The following is a 15,195-nucleotide window of genomic DNA, read 5'->3' as shown; positions in this document are numbered from 1 at the left end:
GCGGCGGGCGTGCATTTGAGGTGCATGGCCGACGGTCGAGATGCCTACTGCGAGGCCGAGCGTCCGGGCGTGAGCCGGGCGGGAAGGCCCGAGTATAACAGAGCTATCGCAGCGTGCCGCGTTCCTGCTGCTCAATGGCGTCATCAAACCGCTCGGCGTCGCCCGCATAGCGCGCGCTAATGGCGGCGTAGGCGGGCTCGCGCTTGAACTGGCGTAGTTCGTCGGCGAACGCTTGAGCGAGTTTCTGCCGTCCAGGCTTCTGCGCAAGCCCCAGATACTGCGCGTGACGGCTGATCAGCAACGGCTGCTCCTCGACTTGCTGCAGCAACCCCAATTGATGGCGCAGGAAGCGGCCGACCTGGCGATCGGTCACCAGCGCATCGATGCGCCCTAGCATCAGCTTGCCGAAGTTGGCTTCATGGGTGGGCGCGGCCTCGCGCTTGAACAGCGCAGACTCGTTGAAATGCGCGCCGTAGGCATAACCGGGTGAGGTGCCAATGGTCAGGCCGGCAAGGTCGTGCAGGTGTGTGATCAGCGGACGCTGGACACGTTTGCGAAACACCACGAATTCAACATTCGATAGCGGTTCGTCTGGGTAGATCATGTAGGTTTTACGCGTGTCGATCTGGAAGATGTCGAGCACACCGTCGACCTGGCCCTGTTCGACCATCGCCAGGCAGCGCTTCCAGGGCAGGAACTGCCAGTCGACCTCAATGCCCAGGCGCTTGAACACTTCCCGTGAGACTTCGTAGTCGATGCCTTTCGGTTGGCCGTTTTCCTGATAGATGTAGGGCGCCCAGTCATCGGATACCAGGCGCAGGCGCTCGGCCTGAGCCAATGAACTCAGGCAAACAAGCAGCAGAAGGCCAAGAAGGCGGGCGAGGTCTGGCATGGCCGCAGAGTACGCGCTAAGTGAAAACGTGACCAGTGCAGCCTGGCCACGTTGAGGGCCGGGTCAGGCTCGCGAATCCTTGAGCAGATGGCGCTCGACTTCTTTGTGCCGGCGACCCAGTGACAAGCGCAAGCCAGGCTGGCGCAGGCATTGGCGCAATTGCTCTGCCTCCATTCGACCATGGCGCTCGTGCAGGTTCTCCAGGGCCTTGTCCCACCACGCCGGGGCGCAGGCTCGGTCGAACTCATTGGCATAGGCGTAGCAGCCATACAGCAATTCGCGGGCGAACTGGCGCTGATGGCTGGGCAGGGTCAGGCTCATGGCCTTGTAGCCCAGCCGGTGCAGGGCCGGAGGTCGGGGCAGTTGATCGTTGACCAGGTACACGTCGGCCAGCGCCGCTTCACTGAGCGGGTCGTCACCGTGCTTGTGCAGCCAGGCCTGGATCTTCGCCCGGAACTGCGCCTTGCGGCTCCAGTAGTGATGGATCACGTCGGTACATTCGGCGAGTTCAAGGGTGCGATAGGCGGCGACCGCCAGGCAGAACTCTTCCAAAGTGTAGGCCTGGCGAGCCTGCGGGTAGTACTCGTCCATCAAGGCGATGGAGTGATCGAGCGTCGCTGCGTCAGCCGCGGTCAGGCCGATTACCCCAGAGTTGACCAGCGGCATCTGCGTGTCGGCCAGCCCGCGTGCTTGCAGGGCCTGATGCAGGGTCTTGTACAGCTGGCAGTCGGGGTTTGCGCCATAACGTGCGCCAATGGCGTTGCACAGCAGCGTGCCGGTCTTGATGCGACGGAACAGCTGCATCGGCGATTGGCGGAAGAATGTGTCGGTGTCGATCAACACCGCCAGCGGGTGCTGCTCAAGCAGCTGGCGCATCAGCACATGCTTGCTGCGGAAATGATAACCGTGCGGCTGGTTCCAGGCCTTGCGCGTTGCTTCGTCCAGCGCATGGACGACAACTGGCAGCTTGGCGTAGGGCTCGGGAGAGTCTGTGTAGACCTGGATATCGATCGCTTCATCGGGCGTCTGGCGCAAATGTGCCAGGGCGCTGACGATGCTGAAGCAGGCTTCCTGGTGGTAGGTGGCCGGGCCGAATGCGAGGTAAACCAGTTGAGGCTTGGAGGGATGTTGGGGATGCATTCCGTGCAGTAACCTATCGAGGAGCCAAAATGAATAAGGCTTTAGCCTAAGCTAAAGCCTTTTTCATGTCCTCATATTCTTGTTACCGGCGATTGACGGTCAACGAGGAAGCTTGAGGTTGTTCCAGATCGCCAGGCTCGCTTCGGCCTGGTTCAGGGTATAGAAGTGCAGCCCTGGAGCGCCGCCTTGCAGCAGTTGCTCGCACATGCGGCTGATCACTTCCTCGCCGAACGCCTGGATGCTGGCGGTATCGTCGCCGTAGGCTTCCAGTTGCTTGCGAATCCAGCGTGGCAGCTCAGCGCCACAGGCGTCGGAGAAGCGCGCCAGTTTGCTGTAGTTGGTGATCGGCATGATGCCGGGCACAACCGGGATGTCGACGCCCATCTGCTGCACGCGCTCGACGAAGTAGAAGTAGCTGTCGGCGTTGAAGAAGTACTGGGTGATGGCGCTGTCGGCGCCAGCCTTGACCTTGTGCACGAAGTTGGCCAGGTCAGCCTCGAAGTTGGGCGCCTGCGGGTGCATCTCCGGGTAGGCGGCCACTTCCAAGTGGAAGTGATCGCCGGTTTCCTGGCGGATGAACTCGACCAGGTCGCTGGCGTAGCGCAGTTCGCCCGAGGCCATGCCCATGCCCGAAGGCAGGTCGCCACGCAGGGCGACGATGCGCTTGATGCCGGCCGCTTTGTATTCGCCAAGCAATGCGCGCAGGTCGGCCTTGGTGTCACCCACGCACGACAGGTGCGGAGCGGCAGGGACTTTCACTTCGCTTTCCAGCTGCAGCACGGTATTGAGCGTGCGGTCACGGGTCGAGCCGCCAGCGCCGTAGGTGCAGGAGAAGAAGTCGGGGTTGTAGCTGGCCAGCTCACGGGCAACGCCCATCAGCTTTTCATGGCCGGCTTCGGTCTTGGTCGGGAAGAATTCGAAACTGTAACGGCGTTCTTGGGACATCACTCGTTCCTCAGCTGCAAGCTTCAGGCCGCAAGCTGCAAGTCAAAGCCAGACCGGTAGAGGCCGGTCTGGCTTGGGCATCGTTCAAGATTCAAGAGCTACAGGTTTCAAGCGGCTTGGCACTGTCTGCCTCTGCTTGCCGCTTGAAACTTGCAGCTTGCCGCTTAGTACCGGTAGGCGTGCGGCTTGAACGGGCCTTCGACGGTCACACCGATGTAATCGGCTTGCTGCTTGGTCAGCTGGGTGACCACGCCGCCGAAGCCGCGGACCATTTCCAGGGCCACTTCTTCGTCGAGTTTCTTTGGCAGCACTTCAACGGTCAGACGCTCGGCTTTCTTCTCGGCCGACAGGTCGGCGTACTTCTGCTCGAACAGGAAGATCTGCGCCAGTACCTGGTTGGCGAACGAACCGTCCATGATGCGGCTTGGGTGGCCAGTGGCGTTACCCAGGTTCACCAGGCGGCCTTCGGCCAGCAGGATCAGGTAATCGTCGTTCTGCGGGTCGAAGTCGCCAGCGCCGGTACGGTGGATCTTGTGCACCTGCGGCTTGACCTCTTCCCACGCCCAGTTCTTGCGCATGAAGGCAGTGTCGATCTCGTTGTCGAAGTGGCCGATGTTGCAGACCACGGCGCGCTTCTTCAGGGCCTTGAGCATGTTGGCATCGCAGACGTTGACGTTACCGGTGGTGGTGACGATCAGGTCGATCTTGCCCAGCAGGGCCTTGTCGATGCTGGCTTCGGTGCCGTCATTGATGCCGTCGATGAACGGCGAGACCAGCTCGAAGCCGTCCATGCAGGCCTGCATGGCGCAGATCGGGTCAACTTCGGTGACCTTGACGATCATGCCTTCCTGACGCAGCGACTGGGCCGAACCCTTGCCCACGTCACCGTAGCCGATCACCAGGGCTTGCTTGCCCGACAGCAGGTGGTCGGTGCCGCGCTTGATGGCGTCGTTGAGGCTGTGACGGCAGCCGTACTTGTTGTCGTTCTTGCTCTTGGTGACCGAGTCGTTGACGTTGATCGCCGGGACTTTCAGCTCGCCCTTGGCCAGCATGTCGAGCAGGCGGTGAACGCCGGTGGTGGTTTCTTCGGTGACGCCGTGGACGCGATCCAGCACTGCGGGGTACTTCTTGTGCAGCAGCTCGGTCAGGTCACCACCGTCGTCGAGGATCATGTTGGCGTCCCATGGCTGGCCATCCTTGAGGATGGTCTGCTCCAGGCACCACTCGTACTCTTCTTCGGTCTCGCCTTTCCAGGCGAACACCGGGATACCGGCAGCGGCGATGGAAGCGGCGGCCTGGTCCTGGGTGGAGAAGATGTTGCACGACGACCAGCGCACTTCGGCACCCAGGGCAACCAGGGTTTCGATCAGCACGGCGGTCTGGATGGTCATGTGGATGCAGCCCAGGATCTTCGCACCCTTGAGCGGTTGCTCCTCGAGGTACTTGCGACGCAGGCCCATCAGTGCAGGCATTTCCGATTCAGCGATGATGGTTTCGCGACGACCCCAGGCGGCCAGGGAGATGTCAGCGACTTTGAAATCGGTAAAACCAGCAGGCGTGTTTACAGCGCTCATCAAGAGCCTCCATTCGTAGTGTGCGAATGGGCGCCGTTGTGCGTTGAGCGTCCGCATGGCGGACAACGCCCCAACCGAGCCTGACAGGCCGAGCCTGCTGCAGCGCCCCTCGGATGGGTGGCGGGCATGGCCCCGCAGCGGGTGGCCATGTGAAACGGCGCAGATTATAGCCGGGGTGGGCTATCAGACCCAAGGTTTTCTGTCGATTAATCGAGACGATAGTCGATGGGTAATGGAGAGCGGCGGCAGGCTCTGCCATCATGACTGCACGTAAGCCAAGCCGTCAGGAGCAATGATGAACTTCCACACCCGCAAGTGGGTTAAACCCGAAGACCTCAACCCTAATGGCACGCTGTTCGGTGGCAGCCTGCTGCGCTGGATCGACGAAGAGGCGGCGATCTACGCCATCGTCCAACTGGGCAACCAGCGCGTGGTCACCAAGTACATGTCGGAAATCAACTTCGTCAGCGCTTCGCGTCAGGGCGACATCATCGAGCTGGGCATCACCGCCACCGAGTTTGGCCGCACCTCGATCACCCTCAAGTGTGAAGTGCGCAACAAGATCACCCGCAAGAGCATCCTGACCGTGGACAAGATGGTCTTCGTCAACCTGGGCGATGATGGCCTGCCCGCGGCGCACGGGCGGACGCAGATCAAGTATGTGCAGGATCAGTTCCCCGATACCGCCGTCGAATAAGCGGCAGGCGTGGGGCTTGGGCTATAGGGGCGTGGGAGCGGCCTTGCCCCGCGATGCGAGGGTGAACCCACCGCTGCCAACGCGGGGCAAGCCCGCTCCCACGAGTCCAACAAATCGCTCTTTCAGGGCTGGGCAGTAACGCCACGTACCACGCGGCCAATGCTCAAGCCCTGAATCAGGATCGAAGACAGCACCACGATGTAAGTGATCGACAGCAGCAGGTCGCGCTCATCACCTACTGGCAGCGACAGCGCCAGAGCCACCGAAACCCCACCGCGCAAACCACCCCAGGTCAGTACCCGCACCGTGCCTTTGGGCACGCTACGCCAGCGGCGCAGCAGGACGATCGCCGGTGCCACGGTCAGCAAACGCGACATCAATACCGCGACCGCCAGCACGCTGCCGGCCGCCAGGTGCAGCCAGTTGAACGGCAGCAGCAACAGCTCCAGGCCGATCAGGGCGAACAGCAGCGCATTGAGCATGTCGTCGATCAGCTCCCAGAAGCCGTCCATGTAGCGCCGGGTCATGTCGTTCATCGCCAGGTTGCGCCCCAGGTTGCCGATGATCAGACCGGCCACCACCATGGCGATTGGCGCCGAAACGTGCAGCTCGTAGCACATCGCCGAACCACCGATGACCAGCGCCAGGGTCAGCATGACCTCGACCTGGTACTGCTCGATGCTCTTGATCATGCGGTAGGTCGCGTAGCCGATCAGGCCGCCAAAGGCGATGCCGCCCAGTGCTTCGCGGGCAAACAGGATGGCGGTCTCGGAAACGCTCGGCGTCTCGCCGAGCTGGACGATCCCGAGCAATACGGTAAACACCACCACCGCCGTGCCGTCATTGAACAGCGACTCGCCGACGATGGTGGTTTTCAGTGGTTTCGATGCATTGGCGGTGCGCAGCGCGCCGAGCACCGCGATCGGGTCGGTCGGCGAAATCAGTGCGCCAAACAGCAGGCAATAGATCAGGCTGACGTGCCAGCCGAACAGGGCGAATACCCAGTGGGCCAGAAAGCCGATGACCACGGTGGCGATCAACACGCCGATGGTCGCCAACAGGCCGATGGGCCAGCGGTAACTGCGCAGGTCGCCGAGGTTGACATGCAAGGCGCCGGCAAACAACAGGAATGACAGCATCCAGTGCATCAGCAGATCGTTGAAGTCGATCTGGTTCATCAGGCCTTCGACGCGCTCTTCCAAGCCGGGGAAACCGATCAGGCTCAAGCCCTGGAGAATCAAGGAGAACAATAGCGCCGTCACCATCACGCCGATGGCGGGTGGCAGGCCGATGAAACGGTAATTGACGTAGGTGAGAAGGGTGGTCAGGCAGATAAACGCGGCAACAAGTTCAAGCATCCCAAATCCTGTAAAGAGTGGCTTCCGAGTCGTAACCCGAATCGCTCGGGCAGTAGTTTGATGGCCTGGCGAGGGTTTCGGGACACACCCTCTGACCGGAAATCTCCGATTCGTTCAGAAACAGGTGCCGCTATGCGGCCCCAAAGATCGACAGGAAACCGCTATATTTGTGCCCTCATCCGCCACAGGCCACCCCGGCTCTCTGCAAGGAATACAGCGTGTTGGCAACCTCCCTCGTGCTCATCGCAGCCCTCCTGCACGCCACCTGGAATACCCTGATCAAATTCAGTGGCGAGCGCCTGCTGGTGATCGCCAGCATGGATGCGGTGGCCCTGGTCTTCGCCCTCGCGGCCGTCGCTTTCGTCGACTTCCCGCCCGCTGAAATCTGGCCCTGGCTAGTGGCCTCGGCGCTTGCCGAGCAGCTCTACCGGGTACTGCTGATCAAGGCCTACCGCGTTGGCGACTTGGGCCTGGTCTATCCTCTGATGCGCGGCCTGTCGCCTTTGGTCGTGCTGGGCCTGACCCTGGCATTCGCCGGAGAAACACTGAGCCAGCAGCAGATCATTGGCATCCTGCTGATCCCCTGCGGTATGGCCTGCTTGCTGTGGCAGGGCGGAGGCGGTGAGCGGCTGCCTTGGTCGATGCTGCCGGTAGTGGCGCTAATTGGTCTGTGCATCGGCTGTTACACCTGGTTCGACGGCCAGGCAGTGCGTTTGTGGGGCCAGCCCTGGGATTACCTTGTCTGGCTGACCTTGCTCAGCGCCTGGCCGTTTCCGCTGCTGGCCAGCGTGGCGAGGCGTGCGCCGTTCGCGCTGTTCTGGCGCACGCAATGGCGGTTGGGGTTGGCGGTGGGCTTGTGTGTGTTGTTCAGCTACGCCCTGGTGCTGTGGGCCATGCACCTGGGGTCGGTGGCCGAGGCTGCGGCGCTGCGTGAGCTGAGTGTGATCCTGGTGGTGCTGTTGGGGATGCGCTACCTCAAAGAACCTTTTGGCGGCCCGAGGCTCTTAGCATGCGGGCTGGTCCTGGCGGGCATGCTGGTGATGAAGCTCTGATCCCGATCATTTCGAACAAGGAGTCCTGTCCATGACCGTTGCCCTGTGGTGCATTCTGATTGCCCTGATCCTGCCGCCGCTGTGTGCGCTGATCGCCAAGCTCAGCAGCGGGCGATTCGGCCTTAAGGACAATCACGATCCGCGAGCCTTTCTCGACACGCTGTCGGGCCTGCCACGGCGTGCCCATGCCGCGCAGCAGAACAGTTATGAAGCGTTTCCGGCGTTCGCGGCGGCGGTGCTGGTGGCGGATATCGTCGGCAATGCCGAACAGGTGACGCAGGACGTGCTGGGGGTGATGTACATCACCAGCCGGTTGCTCTACATCATTTGCTACCTGGCGGACTGGGCGGCGTTGCGCTCGCTGGTGTGGTTTGCCGGGCTGGCGTTGATTGTGTCGTTCTTCGTGGTTTCGGTCTGACATCGAGTCGCGCTTTTCGCGGGTAAACCCGCTCCTATAGGCACCCCGTTGACCTTGAAGCCAGCGCAGTCCCTGTGGGAGCGGGCTTGCCCGCGAAAAGCTCACCGCAAAATCAGAGGACTTTCGGCACTTCAGGCAATGGTTTGCCTTTAGGCCAAAGCATCCAGATCTGTCCCTGCTGCTTCATGTTACCCGCTAGTTCACCGGCCTCAGGCCCGGTGCCCCAGAACAGGTCCGCACGCACCTCGCCGGTAATTGCACCGCCGGTGTCCTGTGCGCCCACTGGCCGCACCACTGGCGTGCCGTCCGGGCGCGTGGTGGACAACCACAGCAAGCTGCCCAGCGGAATCACCTTACGGTCGATGGCCACGCTGTAGCCCGCAGTCAGCGGCACGTTGAGCGAACCGCGCGGGCCTTCGTTGCTGTCCGGGCGAGTGCTGAAGAAAACATAGCTGGGGTTGCTGGCCAGCAGTTCTGGCACCCGTTGTGGATTGGCCTGGGCCCAGGCATGAATGGCGCCCATGCTCACGTCTTCCTTCTTCAACTGGCCTTGCTCGATCAGCCAGCGACCAATCGGCCGGTAGGGGTGGCCGTTCTGGTCGGCGTAGCCCAGGCGCAACTGCCGGCCATTTTCCAGCTCGACGCGGCCCGAACCCTGGATCTGCAAGAATTGCAGGTCCATCGGGTCGGTCAGCCAGGCCAGCACCGGCGCTTTGGCACCGTCGCGATAGATCACCTCGGCAGTGTCATACGGCTTGAGCACCCGGCCTTCAAGGCGGCCACGCAGGCGTTTGCCTTTGAGCTCGGGATAGATGCTGGCCAGGTCGACCACGATCATGTCGTCGGGAATGCCATAAACCGGCACCTGAGCAGCTTCAGTGCGTTCCAGGCTGCCGGGGTAGACCGGCTCGTAATAACCAGTGATCAAGCCATTGGCGTTGTTCTCGGCCGAGCGCAGGCCATACACCTGCAGGTTCTGCTGGAGGAAGGCACGAGCTTGGGCGGCATCGTCCGGAATCCGCTGCGCTGCTTCGCAGGTCGGCGCCCAGACCGGGTCACGCTTGAGCTTCTCGCAGCCATTGCGCCAGGCCACGAAGCCTGCCAGCAAGTCGGCATCGCTGACGCTGGGCAGGTCTTTCCAGGTGGCGGGGGCGTAGGTGGCCACGGCATGGGGTTCGGGTTTGGCGCTTTCGCCGCCGTTGCAGCCGGCCAGCAGGGCCAGGGCGGGGAGTGCCCAGGCGAGATGGCGCAGAGCAGATTTCATGGCTGAATCCTTGAGCGGGCGAGCGCGTGGCTGCCCCTGTTTTTCGTAAGGGTATTGGTGTTTGTCGAGCAGGCGAGGATACTGTCGGCCCTATTCCGATGCCAATGTGACCGTGATGTTCAAATGTTTCACCGTGCTGCTGCTGGTCAGCGTGTCCCTGGTGGGCTGCGACCGTGTCGATCCTAACTCACCGCTGGGGCAGCGCAAGGCGATCTTCAAGCAGATGCTCAAGACCAGCGAAGACATGGGCGGCATGCTGCGCGGGCGCTTACCCTTCGATGGCGGCAAGTTCGCCGACGGCGCGCTGAAGCTCGATAGCCTGGCCCATGCGCCATGGCAGCACTTTCCACAAGTGCAGGATGAGGGCGACAGCAGTGCTCGGGCCGAGGTTTGGCAGCGGCAGGCGCGTTTTGAGGATCTGGCGCGGCAACTGGAAGGTGTCACCGCGCAATTGGTAGGCGTGACGCGGACTCAACCGCTGGAAATGGCGCAATTGAAGGCACCGATGGACAAGGTCGAAGCCGCCTGCAAGGCCTGTCATAGCGAGTTTCGCAACCACTGACAGCGCCGTAATGCTGTTCACTTAAAATTTTGGGGCCGCAAAGCGGCCCCAAAGCAGGCGACAAGGGCCTTAAGTGAACAGCATTACTGTAGGGGCTATTTATCCAGCTCGGCCTGCGCCTGTTTCAGTTCGGCTTCAGATTCCGCCAGCTTGCTCTGGCGCTTGGCAATCTTGCCTGGGTCGCCCTTGGCTTGCGCCTGTTTGAGGTCCGCCTGGCGCTCTTCAACTTCAGCCTTGGCCTTGTCGATTTTTGCTTGGCGCTCAGCGCGCAAGCCTTCATCGGTACAGTGCTCGGTATTCTCTTTCAGCGCTTTTTGCAGCCCGGGCACTTCGCCGGAGTTCTGCCGGGATTGGGCTTGCTGCAGCTGCTGCTCGATGGCATCACGTTTGGCTGCGCAGCCGGTCAGGCCGGGGCTGAGGATCTGCGCGGCTTGCAACGAGCCCGCGGGCAAAGCTAAGGCACTCAGCAAGGCCAGGGTAGACAGCCGTTTCATGGGGGGCCTCCTTTACAGGGTAATGGCAACAAAAACTGTAAGGGCATAGTGCGCTCAACGCTTTGCTCCGGGAACCCAGTAACGGCAAATATGGCCCCTTTTCAGACGGCTCCTACAGCTTTAGTGGCATCCATTGATTGAAATCAACGCTCCAGTTCGTCCAGCGCGCTCTGCAGTTCTTTCTTCGATTCGGCGAGCTTGTCTTTGCGCTTGTTGATCTTCTCGGCATCGCCTTTCTTCATCGCCTTGTCCAGGTCCTTGGTGCGCTGGTTCACTTCATGGCGGGCATCGAGCACCTTCTGCTCGCGCTCTTTGCGCAGGCTAGCGTCGGTGCAGTGCTCGGTGACTTCGCTCAGGGCCTTCTCCAGACCGGCCTGCTGAGCACTGTTGCCGTGGGCGCGGGCCTGTTCGATCTGTTCGCTGATGGCCTGACGCTTGGCTGCGCAACCGGTCAACCCGGGCTGCTGCTCGGCAGCCAGCGCAGAATGGGCGGACAGGCAGAACACGGCGGACAGGGCGAGGGACGAGAGCAGTTTCATCAGGGACTCCATTCGAAGGCAGGGCAACGGAAAATGAAATGCTGCCCTGAACCGGCGAAATTAGAAACCCTTGATTGCGTGCAGGCGCAATTGCGCGGCCAGTATCTGCACGTCGTCATGCTGGAAGAAAGCGCGCAGTTGCTCGGCCCGACGGCGGCCGATGCCGGGTTGCGCCAACCATTGCTCGGTATTTCTGGCGGCCAGGGTCGACCAGTCGGAACCCAGATCGAGGTCCTTGGGCGCCGGTACACCGATGGCGCGCAACCAGCGTTGGAAGGGTTGTTGACGGGCTTGCTCGAAGGCCTGCAGCAATTGCTCGGCGCGTTTCTCGCCAATCCCAGGGGTGAGCAGCAAGTCGGCGCGCGTCAGGTTCAGCCAGTCGTCCAGGTTGCCGACCGCAGCGCTGTCGACCAATTGCGCCCAGGTCGATGAGCCCAGCTTTGCCATGGTCAAGCCCTGCTTGCCGCTTAGCCAGTTCAAGCGGGCGATAAATTGCTGTCTGCAGCTCTCGCTGTCTTGCCAGCAGCTGAGGGGGTGATGCTCGGAAGGCACCGGCGCAGCCACAGGCTCACGATGCAAACTGCGATGCACCACGCTGTCCAGGCGGGGGATGGTCAGCCCCGCCAGGCTCACGGCCACTTGGTCGCCGCGGCGTATGTCCAGCGCTTGCCAGCGCGCGAGTGATCCCAAGCTGACCAGGCTGATTCGGCGATCATCCAGGGTCAGTGGCTCAAGGTGCAGCATGGGGGTGATTCGGCCTGTCCTGCCGACCCTGAAGCGAACGTCTCGGACCTCAGCCAGCGCTTGCCTGAACGGGTACTTCCACGCTGCGATCCAGTACGGCGGCTTGGCCCGCCAGCGCTCAGCCGGTGGGCGACTGTCCAGACGCAAGATCACCCCGTCGGTGGCGAACGGCAGCGGCGTGCGATACCAGCGCTGGCGCCAATCAGCGGCCTGCTCGTAGGTGCTGATGGCCACGCTGTAGCGCTGGCTGTCGGCAAAACCCAGTTCTGCCAGCTTGGCCAAGCGTTCGGCCTGGCTGGCGGGGCCTTGCGGCCAGTCCCAGACGAACAGCCCGATATTCTGCCCTTGCTCGGCATTGATCTGCTTGCGTGCCAGCAACCCGGCGACAGTCCCTCGGGCATTGAGCCCGCCAGCACTTGCTTGCACATGCTTATCCAGCGCCCAGTACAGCTCGCCTTGCAAAACCATATCGAGCGGCTGTGGCAGTTGTTGAGTCAGGCCGCCTAGCGCAGGGATATGCCGGCTCCAGTCGTGGCCATGGATGCCATCGCCCCGGCTGAGCAATTGCCTCAGGCGGCCCTGGCGAAAGACCAGCGATACCGCAACGCCATCGACCTTGGGCTGAATCCAGATGCCCTGCTTGCCACGCATCCAGCCAGCGACCGCCTGCTCGTTGGCCAGCTTTTCGACGCCGGTGTGCGCGACAGGGTGGGGAATCTGACCGCGAGCGCTGGCCAGCGGGTGGTCGACGGTATTGAGCGAAAAGCACCTTTGTAGCCAGTGAAGGCGCTGCCGACTCTGGTCGTACAGTTCATCCGCCACCAGCGAAATGCCGTGGCGATGGTAGTGCTCATCCCATTTGGCCAGCGTGGCTTGCAGCTGCGCACTTTCTTGTCGCCCTCGTTCAGCGGGCCAGGCAGGGCAGTCGGCAGCGACGGCTGTGGATAAGTAAGCGCTAGCTAAAAAACCAACGAGCAGCTTGAGCGACATAGCCAGCATCCTTGCATGGCGGTGTGGAATGCTCAGCCTAGGCAGCCGACAGCCGGTTTGCAGGGCGCAGTTGTCAGCCGATATGTCACAAAAAAGCCCCTGCTGATTACTCGGCAGGGGCTTTCGTCTGTAGCTGTAGGAAGCTTACAGGCCGGCAGCGTCACGCAGCGCCTGGGCGCGATCGGTACGCTCCCAGGTGAAGGTGGTGAAGGTGTCGTCGCCGACAGTCTTCTGCTGCGGAGTACGGCCGAAGTGGCCATACGCTGCGGTCTCCTGGTACATCGGGTGCAGCAGGTCGAGCATGGTGGTGATGGCGTACGGACGCAGGTCGAAGCACTCACGCACCAGCTGGACGATCTTGTCGTCGGAGATCTTGCCGGTGCCGAAGGTGTTCAGCGAGATCGAGGTAGGCTGCGCCACGCCGATGGCGTAGGAGACCTGGATTTCGCAGCGCTCGGCCAGGCCAGCGGCGACGATGTTCTTGGCTACGTAGCGGCCAGCGTAGGCAGCCGAGCGGTCGACCTTGGATGGGTCTTTGCCGGAGAACGCGCCGCCGCCGTGACGGGCCATGCCGCCGTAGGAGTCGACGATGATCTTGCGACCGGTCAGGCCGCAGTCACCCACTGGGCCGCCAATGATGAACTGGCCAGTCGGGTTGATGTGGAACTGGGTGTCCTTGTGCAGCAGCTCGGCAGGCAGGGTGTGCTTGACGATCAGCTCCATCACCGCTTCCTGGAGGTCTTTTTGCGACACTTCAGGGTTGTGCTGGGTCGACAGGACGACGGCATCGATACCGACTACCTTGCCGCCTTCATAACGGCAGGTGACCTGCGACTTGGCATCCGGACGCAGCCACGGCAGCAGGCCGGACTTGCGCGCTTCGGCCTGGCGCTCGACCAGGCGGTGCGAGAAGCAGATCGGCGCTGGCATCAGCACGTCGGTTTCGTTGCTGGCATAGCCGAACATCAGGCCCTGGTCGCCAGCGCCCTGATCTTCTGGCTTGCTGCGGTCAACGCCTTGGGCGATGTCCACCGACTGCTTGCCGATGATGTTCATCACCGCGCAGGTGGCGCCGTCGAAGCCGACGTCGGAGCTGTCGTAGCCGATGTCGATGATGACTTTACGGACGATTTCTTCCAGGTCGACCCAGGCCGACGTGGTGACTTCGCCGGCGATGATGGCGACACCGGTCTTGACCAGGGTTTCGCACGCGACACGGGCGAATTTGTCCTGGGTGATGATGGCGTCCAGGACCGCGTCCGAAATCTGGTCGGCGATCTTGTCCGGATGCCCTTCGGACACGGACTCGGAGGTGAAAAGGGAGTATTCGCTCATCTCGACGGGTTCCTAAAATTTACCGAATGGTGAGTGTCGCCAGCCGTCCGCTGGAAATGTCGGACCTGAATCTGGAAACCGTTACGCAAGCCCACATAGAGGCTGTCCCCGGGTAGCAGCCCGGCAGCATGGGCCCACTGGGCCAGGTCGTCCTGCTCGAAGCCAAGCCATAGGTCGCCGCAAGCATCGCGTGCCCAACCTTGGTCATGGCTGCACAGCTCGGTGACCAACAGGCTGCCGCCTGCCTTCACCCGTTTGGCCAACTGGCGCAAGGCCAGGGCCGGGTCGCTGAAATGGTGCAAGACCATGTTCAGCACGACGCAGTCGGCTTCCACATCCGTTGCACCCAGTGCATCGGCCAACTGCAGATTTACATTACCCAGGCCTTCACGTTCGCAGACCTGGCGGGCGAGCTCGAGCATGGTCGAGCTGTTGTCCATGGCGGTGACCTGGGCGAAGCGGCGGGCCAGGTCAGGCAGGAAACCGCCGTCACCGGGGCCCACTTCCAAGGCGCTGGCGGCAGGCCCGAAGCTCAGCTTGTCGAGCAGCGCCAAGAGGCTTTCGCGGTACTGCGGCAGACCGGCGATCAGGTCTTGCTGGGCGCGAAACTTCTCTTCTACACGCAGGAAAAAGTCCTGGCTGGTGGCCGCGCGGCGCTGCTGTACTTGGGCGATGCGCGCTTGCACATCCTCCGGCAGGGCCAGGTCGTCGACTTCTTCGAGCAGGGCGCTGTGCAAGCGCCCGCCCGGACGCAGGCTGTCAGGCAGGGCGCGGCGGTAGAAGATGGCATTGCCTTCGCGGCGGGTGGCGACCAGGTCGGCCTGGGCCAATACCTTCAAGTGGTGGCTCATGCCCGATTGGCCGATGTCGAAGATCTGCGCCAACTCCAGCACGCCGAACGAGTCGCTGGCCAAGGCGCGCAACACATTCAGGCGTAGCTCATCGCCACTGGCTTTGCACAAGGCAGCCAATGCGTCGCTTCGCTGAATAGGGATGGGTTGGGCGCGTAGGTTCATAGCGCGGCAGTCTAGACAGGCATCGTTGCCCTCGCAATAGCAATATCAAAAAGTTTTGATATTGCAAGACGTACGGTTTGCTGGCCGCGCGAGCGGCCGCTATGAGCAAAGAGAGTGGGGTGAGCGCGTGGGAGCGGGATTGCCCCGCGATGGCATCAGTGCATTGACTATCGCC

15 protein-coding genes and 1 riboswitch are annotated in these 15,195 nt (G+C 62.0%); of the genes, 4 read left to right on the top strand and 11 right to left on the bottom strand.

Going from position 1 to position 15,195, the window contains the following annotated elements; translation table 11 throughout:
• Nucleotides 1-103: 103 nt before the first annotated feature.
• The 4 genes from AAZU54_RS23255 to ahcY form a co-directional block, all read right to left on the bottom strand.
• Nucleotides 104-892 carry a substrate-binding periplasmic protein gene (locus tag AAZU54_RS23255; RefSeq protein ID WP_186557384.1) on the bottom strand — a complete coding sequence of 263 codons (789 nt, stop codon included), beginning with the start codon at nt 890-892 and terminating at the stop codon, nt 104-106.
• Nucleotides 893-955: 63 nt separating this feature from the next.
• Nucleotides 956-2,032, bottom strand: a complete 1,077-nt coding sequence (locus AAZU54_RS23250; protein WP_186557385.1) for a hypothetical protein — start codon at nt 2,030-2,032, stop codon at nt 956-958.
• 99 nt (nt 2,033-2,131) lie between these two features.
• Nucleotides 2,132-2,977, bottom strand: a complete 846-nt coding sequence (gene metF, locus AAZU54_RS23245) for a methylenetetrahydrofolate reductase [NAD(P)H] (protein ID WP_186557386.1) — start codon at nt 2,975-2,977, stop codon at nt 2,132-2,134.
• Between the two features lie 164 nt (nt 2,978-3,141).
• On the bottom strand, nt 3,142-4,551 hold the full coding sequence (gene ahcY / locus AAZU54_RS23240; RefSeq protein ID WP_186557387.1) for an adenosylhomocysteinase: 1,410 nt from the start codon (nt 4,549-4,551) through the stop codon (nt 3,142-3,144).
• Between the two features lie 21 nt (nt 4,552-4,572).
• Nucleotides 4,573-4,668, bottom strand: a riboswitch (S-adenosyl-L-homocysteine riboswitch).
• A gap of 178 nt (nt 4,669-4,846) precedes the next feature.
• Between ahcY and AAZU54_RS23235 the strand changes: the two genes are divergently transcribed.
• Complete coding sequence (locus AAZU54_RS23235) at nt 4,847-5,248, top strand: acyl-CoA thioesterase (protein WP_186557388.1); 402 nt, start codon at nt 4,847-4,849, stop codon at nt 5,246-5,248.
• Between the two features lie 122 nt (nt 5,249-5,370).
• On the opposite strand, the gene AAZU54_RS23230 is transcribed toward AAZU54_RS23235, so the two are convergent.
• Entirely contained in the window at nt 5,371-6,606 is a 1,236-nt protein-coding gene (locus AAZU54_RS23230) for a cation:proton antiporter (protein ID WP_186557572.1), read from the bottom strand.
• A 218-nt stretch (nt 6,607-6,824) separates the two neighbouring features.
• Here AAZU54_RS23230 and AAZU54_RS23225 point away from each other — a divergent pair, with 218 nt between their 5' ends.
• Both AAZU54_RS23225 and AAZU54_RS23220 read left to right on the top strand, forming a co-directional pair.
• Entirely contained in the window at nt 6,825-7,658 is an 834-nt protein-coding gene (locus AAZU54_RS23225; protein ID WP_264236697.1) for a DMT family transporter, read from the top strand.
• A gap of 31 nt (nt 7,659-7,689) precedes the next feature.
• Nucleotides 7,690-8,076: an MAPEG family protein gene (locus AAZU54_RS23220; RefSeq protein ID WP_186557569.1), complete on the top strand. Its 387-nt coding sequence runs from the start codon at nt 7,690-7,692 to the stop codon at nt 8,074-8,076.
• 112 nt (nt 8,077-8,188) lie between these two features.
• Here the strand turns inward: AAZU54_RS23220 and mltA are convergent, their stop codons facing one another.
• Complete coding sequence (mltA, locus tag AAZU54_RS23215) at nt 8,189-9,340, bottom strand: murein transglycosylase A (RefSeq protein WP_405130271.1); 1,152 nt, start codon at nt 9,338-9,340, stop codon at nt 8,189-8,191.
• A gap of 115 nt (nt 9,341-9,455) precedes the next feature.
• On the opposite strand from mltA, the gene AAZU54_RS23210 reads away from it, so the two are divergent.
• Entirely contained in the window at nt 9,456-9,902 is a 447-nt protein-coding gene (locus AAZU54_RS23210; protein ID WP_186557560.1) for a c-type cytochrome, read from the top strand.
• 95 nt (nt 9,903-9,997) lie between these two features.
• Here the strand turns inward: AAZU54_RS23210 and AAZU54_RS23205 are convergent, their stop codons facing one another.
• The 5 genes from AAZU54_RS23205 to AAZU54_RS23185 form a co-directional block, all read right to left on the bottom strand.
• Nucleotides 9,998-10,396: a DUF1090 domain-containing protein gene (locus tag AAZU54_RS23205; RefSeq protein WP_312154745.1), complete on the bottom strand. Its 399-nt coding sequence runs from the start codon at nt 10,394-10,396 to the stop codon at nt 9,998-10,000.
• Nucleotides 10,397-10,539: 143 nt separating this feature from the next.
• Nucleotides 10,540-10,935 (bottom strand): DUF1090 domain-containing protein, encoded by a 396-nt coding sequence (locus AAZU54_RS23200; RefSeq protein ID WP_186557556.1) that lies wholly within the window; start codon nt 10,933-10,935, stop codon nt 10,540-10,542.
• A 60-nt stretch (nt 10,936-10,995) separates the two neighbouring features.
• Nucleotides 10,996-12,669, bottom strand: coding sequence for an NAD-dependent DNA ligase LigB (gene ligB / locus AAZU54_RS23195; RefSeq protein WP_434727731.1), 1,674 nt, complete (start codon nt 12,667-12,669; stop codon nt 10,996-10,998).
• A gap of 144 nt (nt 12,670-12,813) precedes the next feature.
• A complete protein-coding gene (metK, locus tag AAZU54_RS23190; RefSeq protein WP_186557554.1) occupies nt 12,814-14,004 on the bottom strand; it encodes a methionine adenosyltransferase in 1,191 nt (396 codons plus the stop codon).
• Nucleotides 14,001-15,020: an ArsR/SmtB family transcription factor gene (locus tag AAZU54_RS23185; RefSeq protein ID WP_312154740.1), complete on the bottom strand. Its 1,020-nt coding sequence runs from the start codon at nt 15,018-15,020 to the stop codon at nt 14,001-14,003. The genes metK and AAZU54_RS23185 overlap by 4 nt, the downstream gene beginning before the upstream one ends.
• Nucleotides 15,021-15,195: the final 175 nt, after the last annotated feature.

Origin of the sequence: Pseudomonas sp. Je.1.5.c, assembly GCF_051129895.1 — a bacterium.
Lineage (GTDB): Bacteria > Pseudomonadota > Gammaproteobacteria > Pseudomonadales > Pseudomonadaceae > Aquipseudomonas > Aquipseudomonas urmiensis.
This window is presented reverse-complemented; position numbering and strand designations above follow the sequence as displayed.

Excerpts from the sequence above, each read along its gene's own strand:
- AAZU54_RS23255 (WP_186557384.1), bottom strand. The coding sequence starts at position 892 with ATGCCAGACCTCGCCCGCCTTCTTGGCCTTCTGCTGCTTGTTTGCCTG.
- AAZU54_RS23250 (WP_186557385.1), bottom strand. The coding sequence starts at position 2,032 with ATGCATCCCCAACATCCCTCCAAGCCTCAACTGGTTTACCTCGCATTC.
- metF (WP_186557386.1), bottom strand. The coding sequence starts at position 2,977 with ATGTCCCAAGAACGCCGTTACAGTTTCGAATTCTTCCCGACCAAGACC.
- ahcY (WP_186557387.1), bottom strand. The coding sequence starts at position 4,551 with ATGAGCGCTGTAAACACGCCTGCTGGTTTTACCGATTTCAAAGTCGCT.
- AAZU54_RS23235 (WP_186557388.1), top strand. The coding sequence starts at position 4,847 with ATGAACTTCCACACCCGCAAGTGGGTTAAACCCGAAGACCTCAACCCT.
- AAZU54_RS23230 (WP_186557572.1), bottom strand. The coding sequence starts at position 6,606 with ATGCTTGAACTTGTTGCCGCGTTTATCTGCCTGACCACCCTTCTCACC.
- AAZU54_RS23220 (WP_186557569.1), top strand. The coding sequence starts at position 7,690 with ATGACCGTTGCCCTGTGGTGCATTCTGATTGCCCTGATCCTGCCGCCG.
- mltA (WP_405130271.1), bottom strand. The coding sequence starts at position 9,340 with ATGAAATCTGCTCTGCGCCATCTCGCCTGGGCACTCCCCGCCCTGGCC.
- AAZU54_RS23210 (WP_186557560.1), top strand. The coding sequence starts at position 9,456 with ATGTTCAAATGTTTCACCGTGCTGCTGCTGGTCAGCGTGTCCCTGGTG.
- AAZU54_RS23205 (WP_312154745.1), bottom strand. The coding sequence starts at position 10,396 with ATGAAACGGCTGTCTACCCTGGCCTTGCTGAGTGCCTTAGCTTTGCCC.
- AAZU54_RS23200 (WP_186557556.1), bottom strand. The coding sequence starts at position 10,935 with ATGAAACTGCTCTCGTCCCTCGCCCTGTCCGCCGTGTTCTGCCTGTCC.
- ligB (WP_434727731.1), bottom strand. The coding sequence starts at position 12,669 with ATGTCGCTCAAGCTGCTCGTTGGTTTTTTAGCTAGCGCTTACTTATCC.
- metK (WP_186557554.1), bottom strand. The coding sequence starts at position 14,004 with ATGAGCGAATACTCCCTTTTCACCTCCGAGTCCGTGTCCGAAGGGCAT.
- AAZU54_RS23185 (WP_312154740.1), bottom strand. The coding sequence starts at position 15,020 with ATGAACCTACGCGCCCAACCCATCCCTATTCAGCGAAGCGACGCATTG.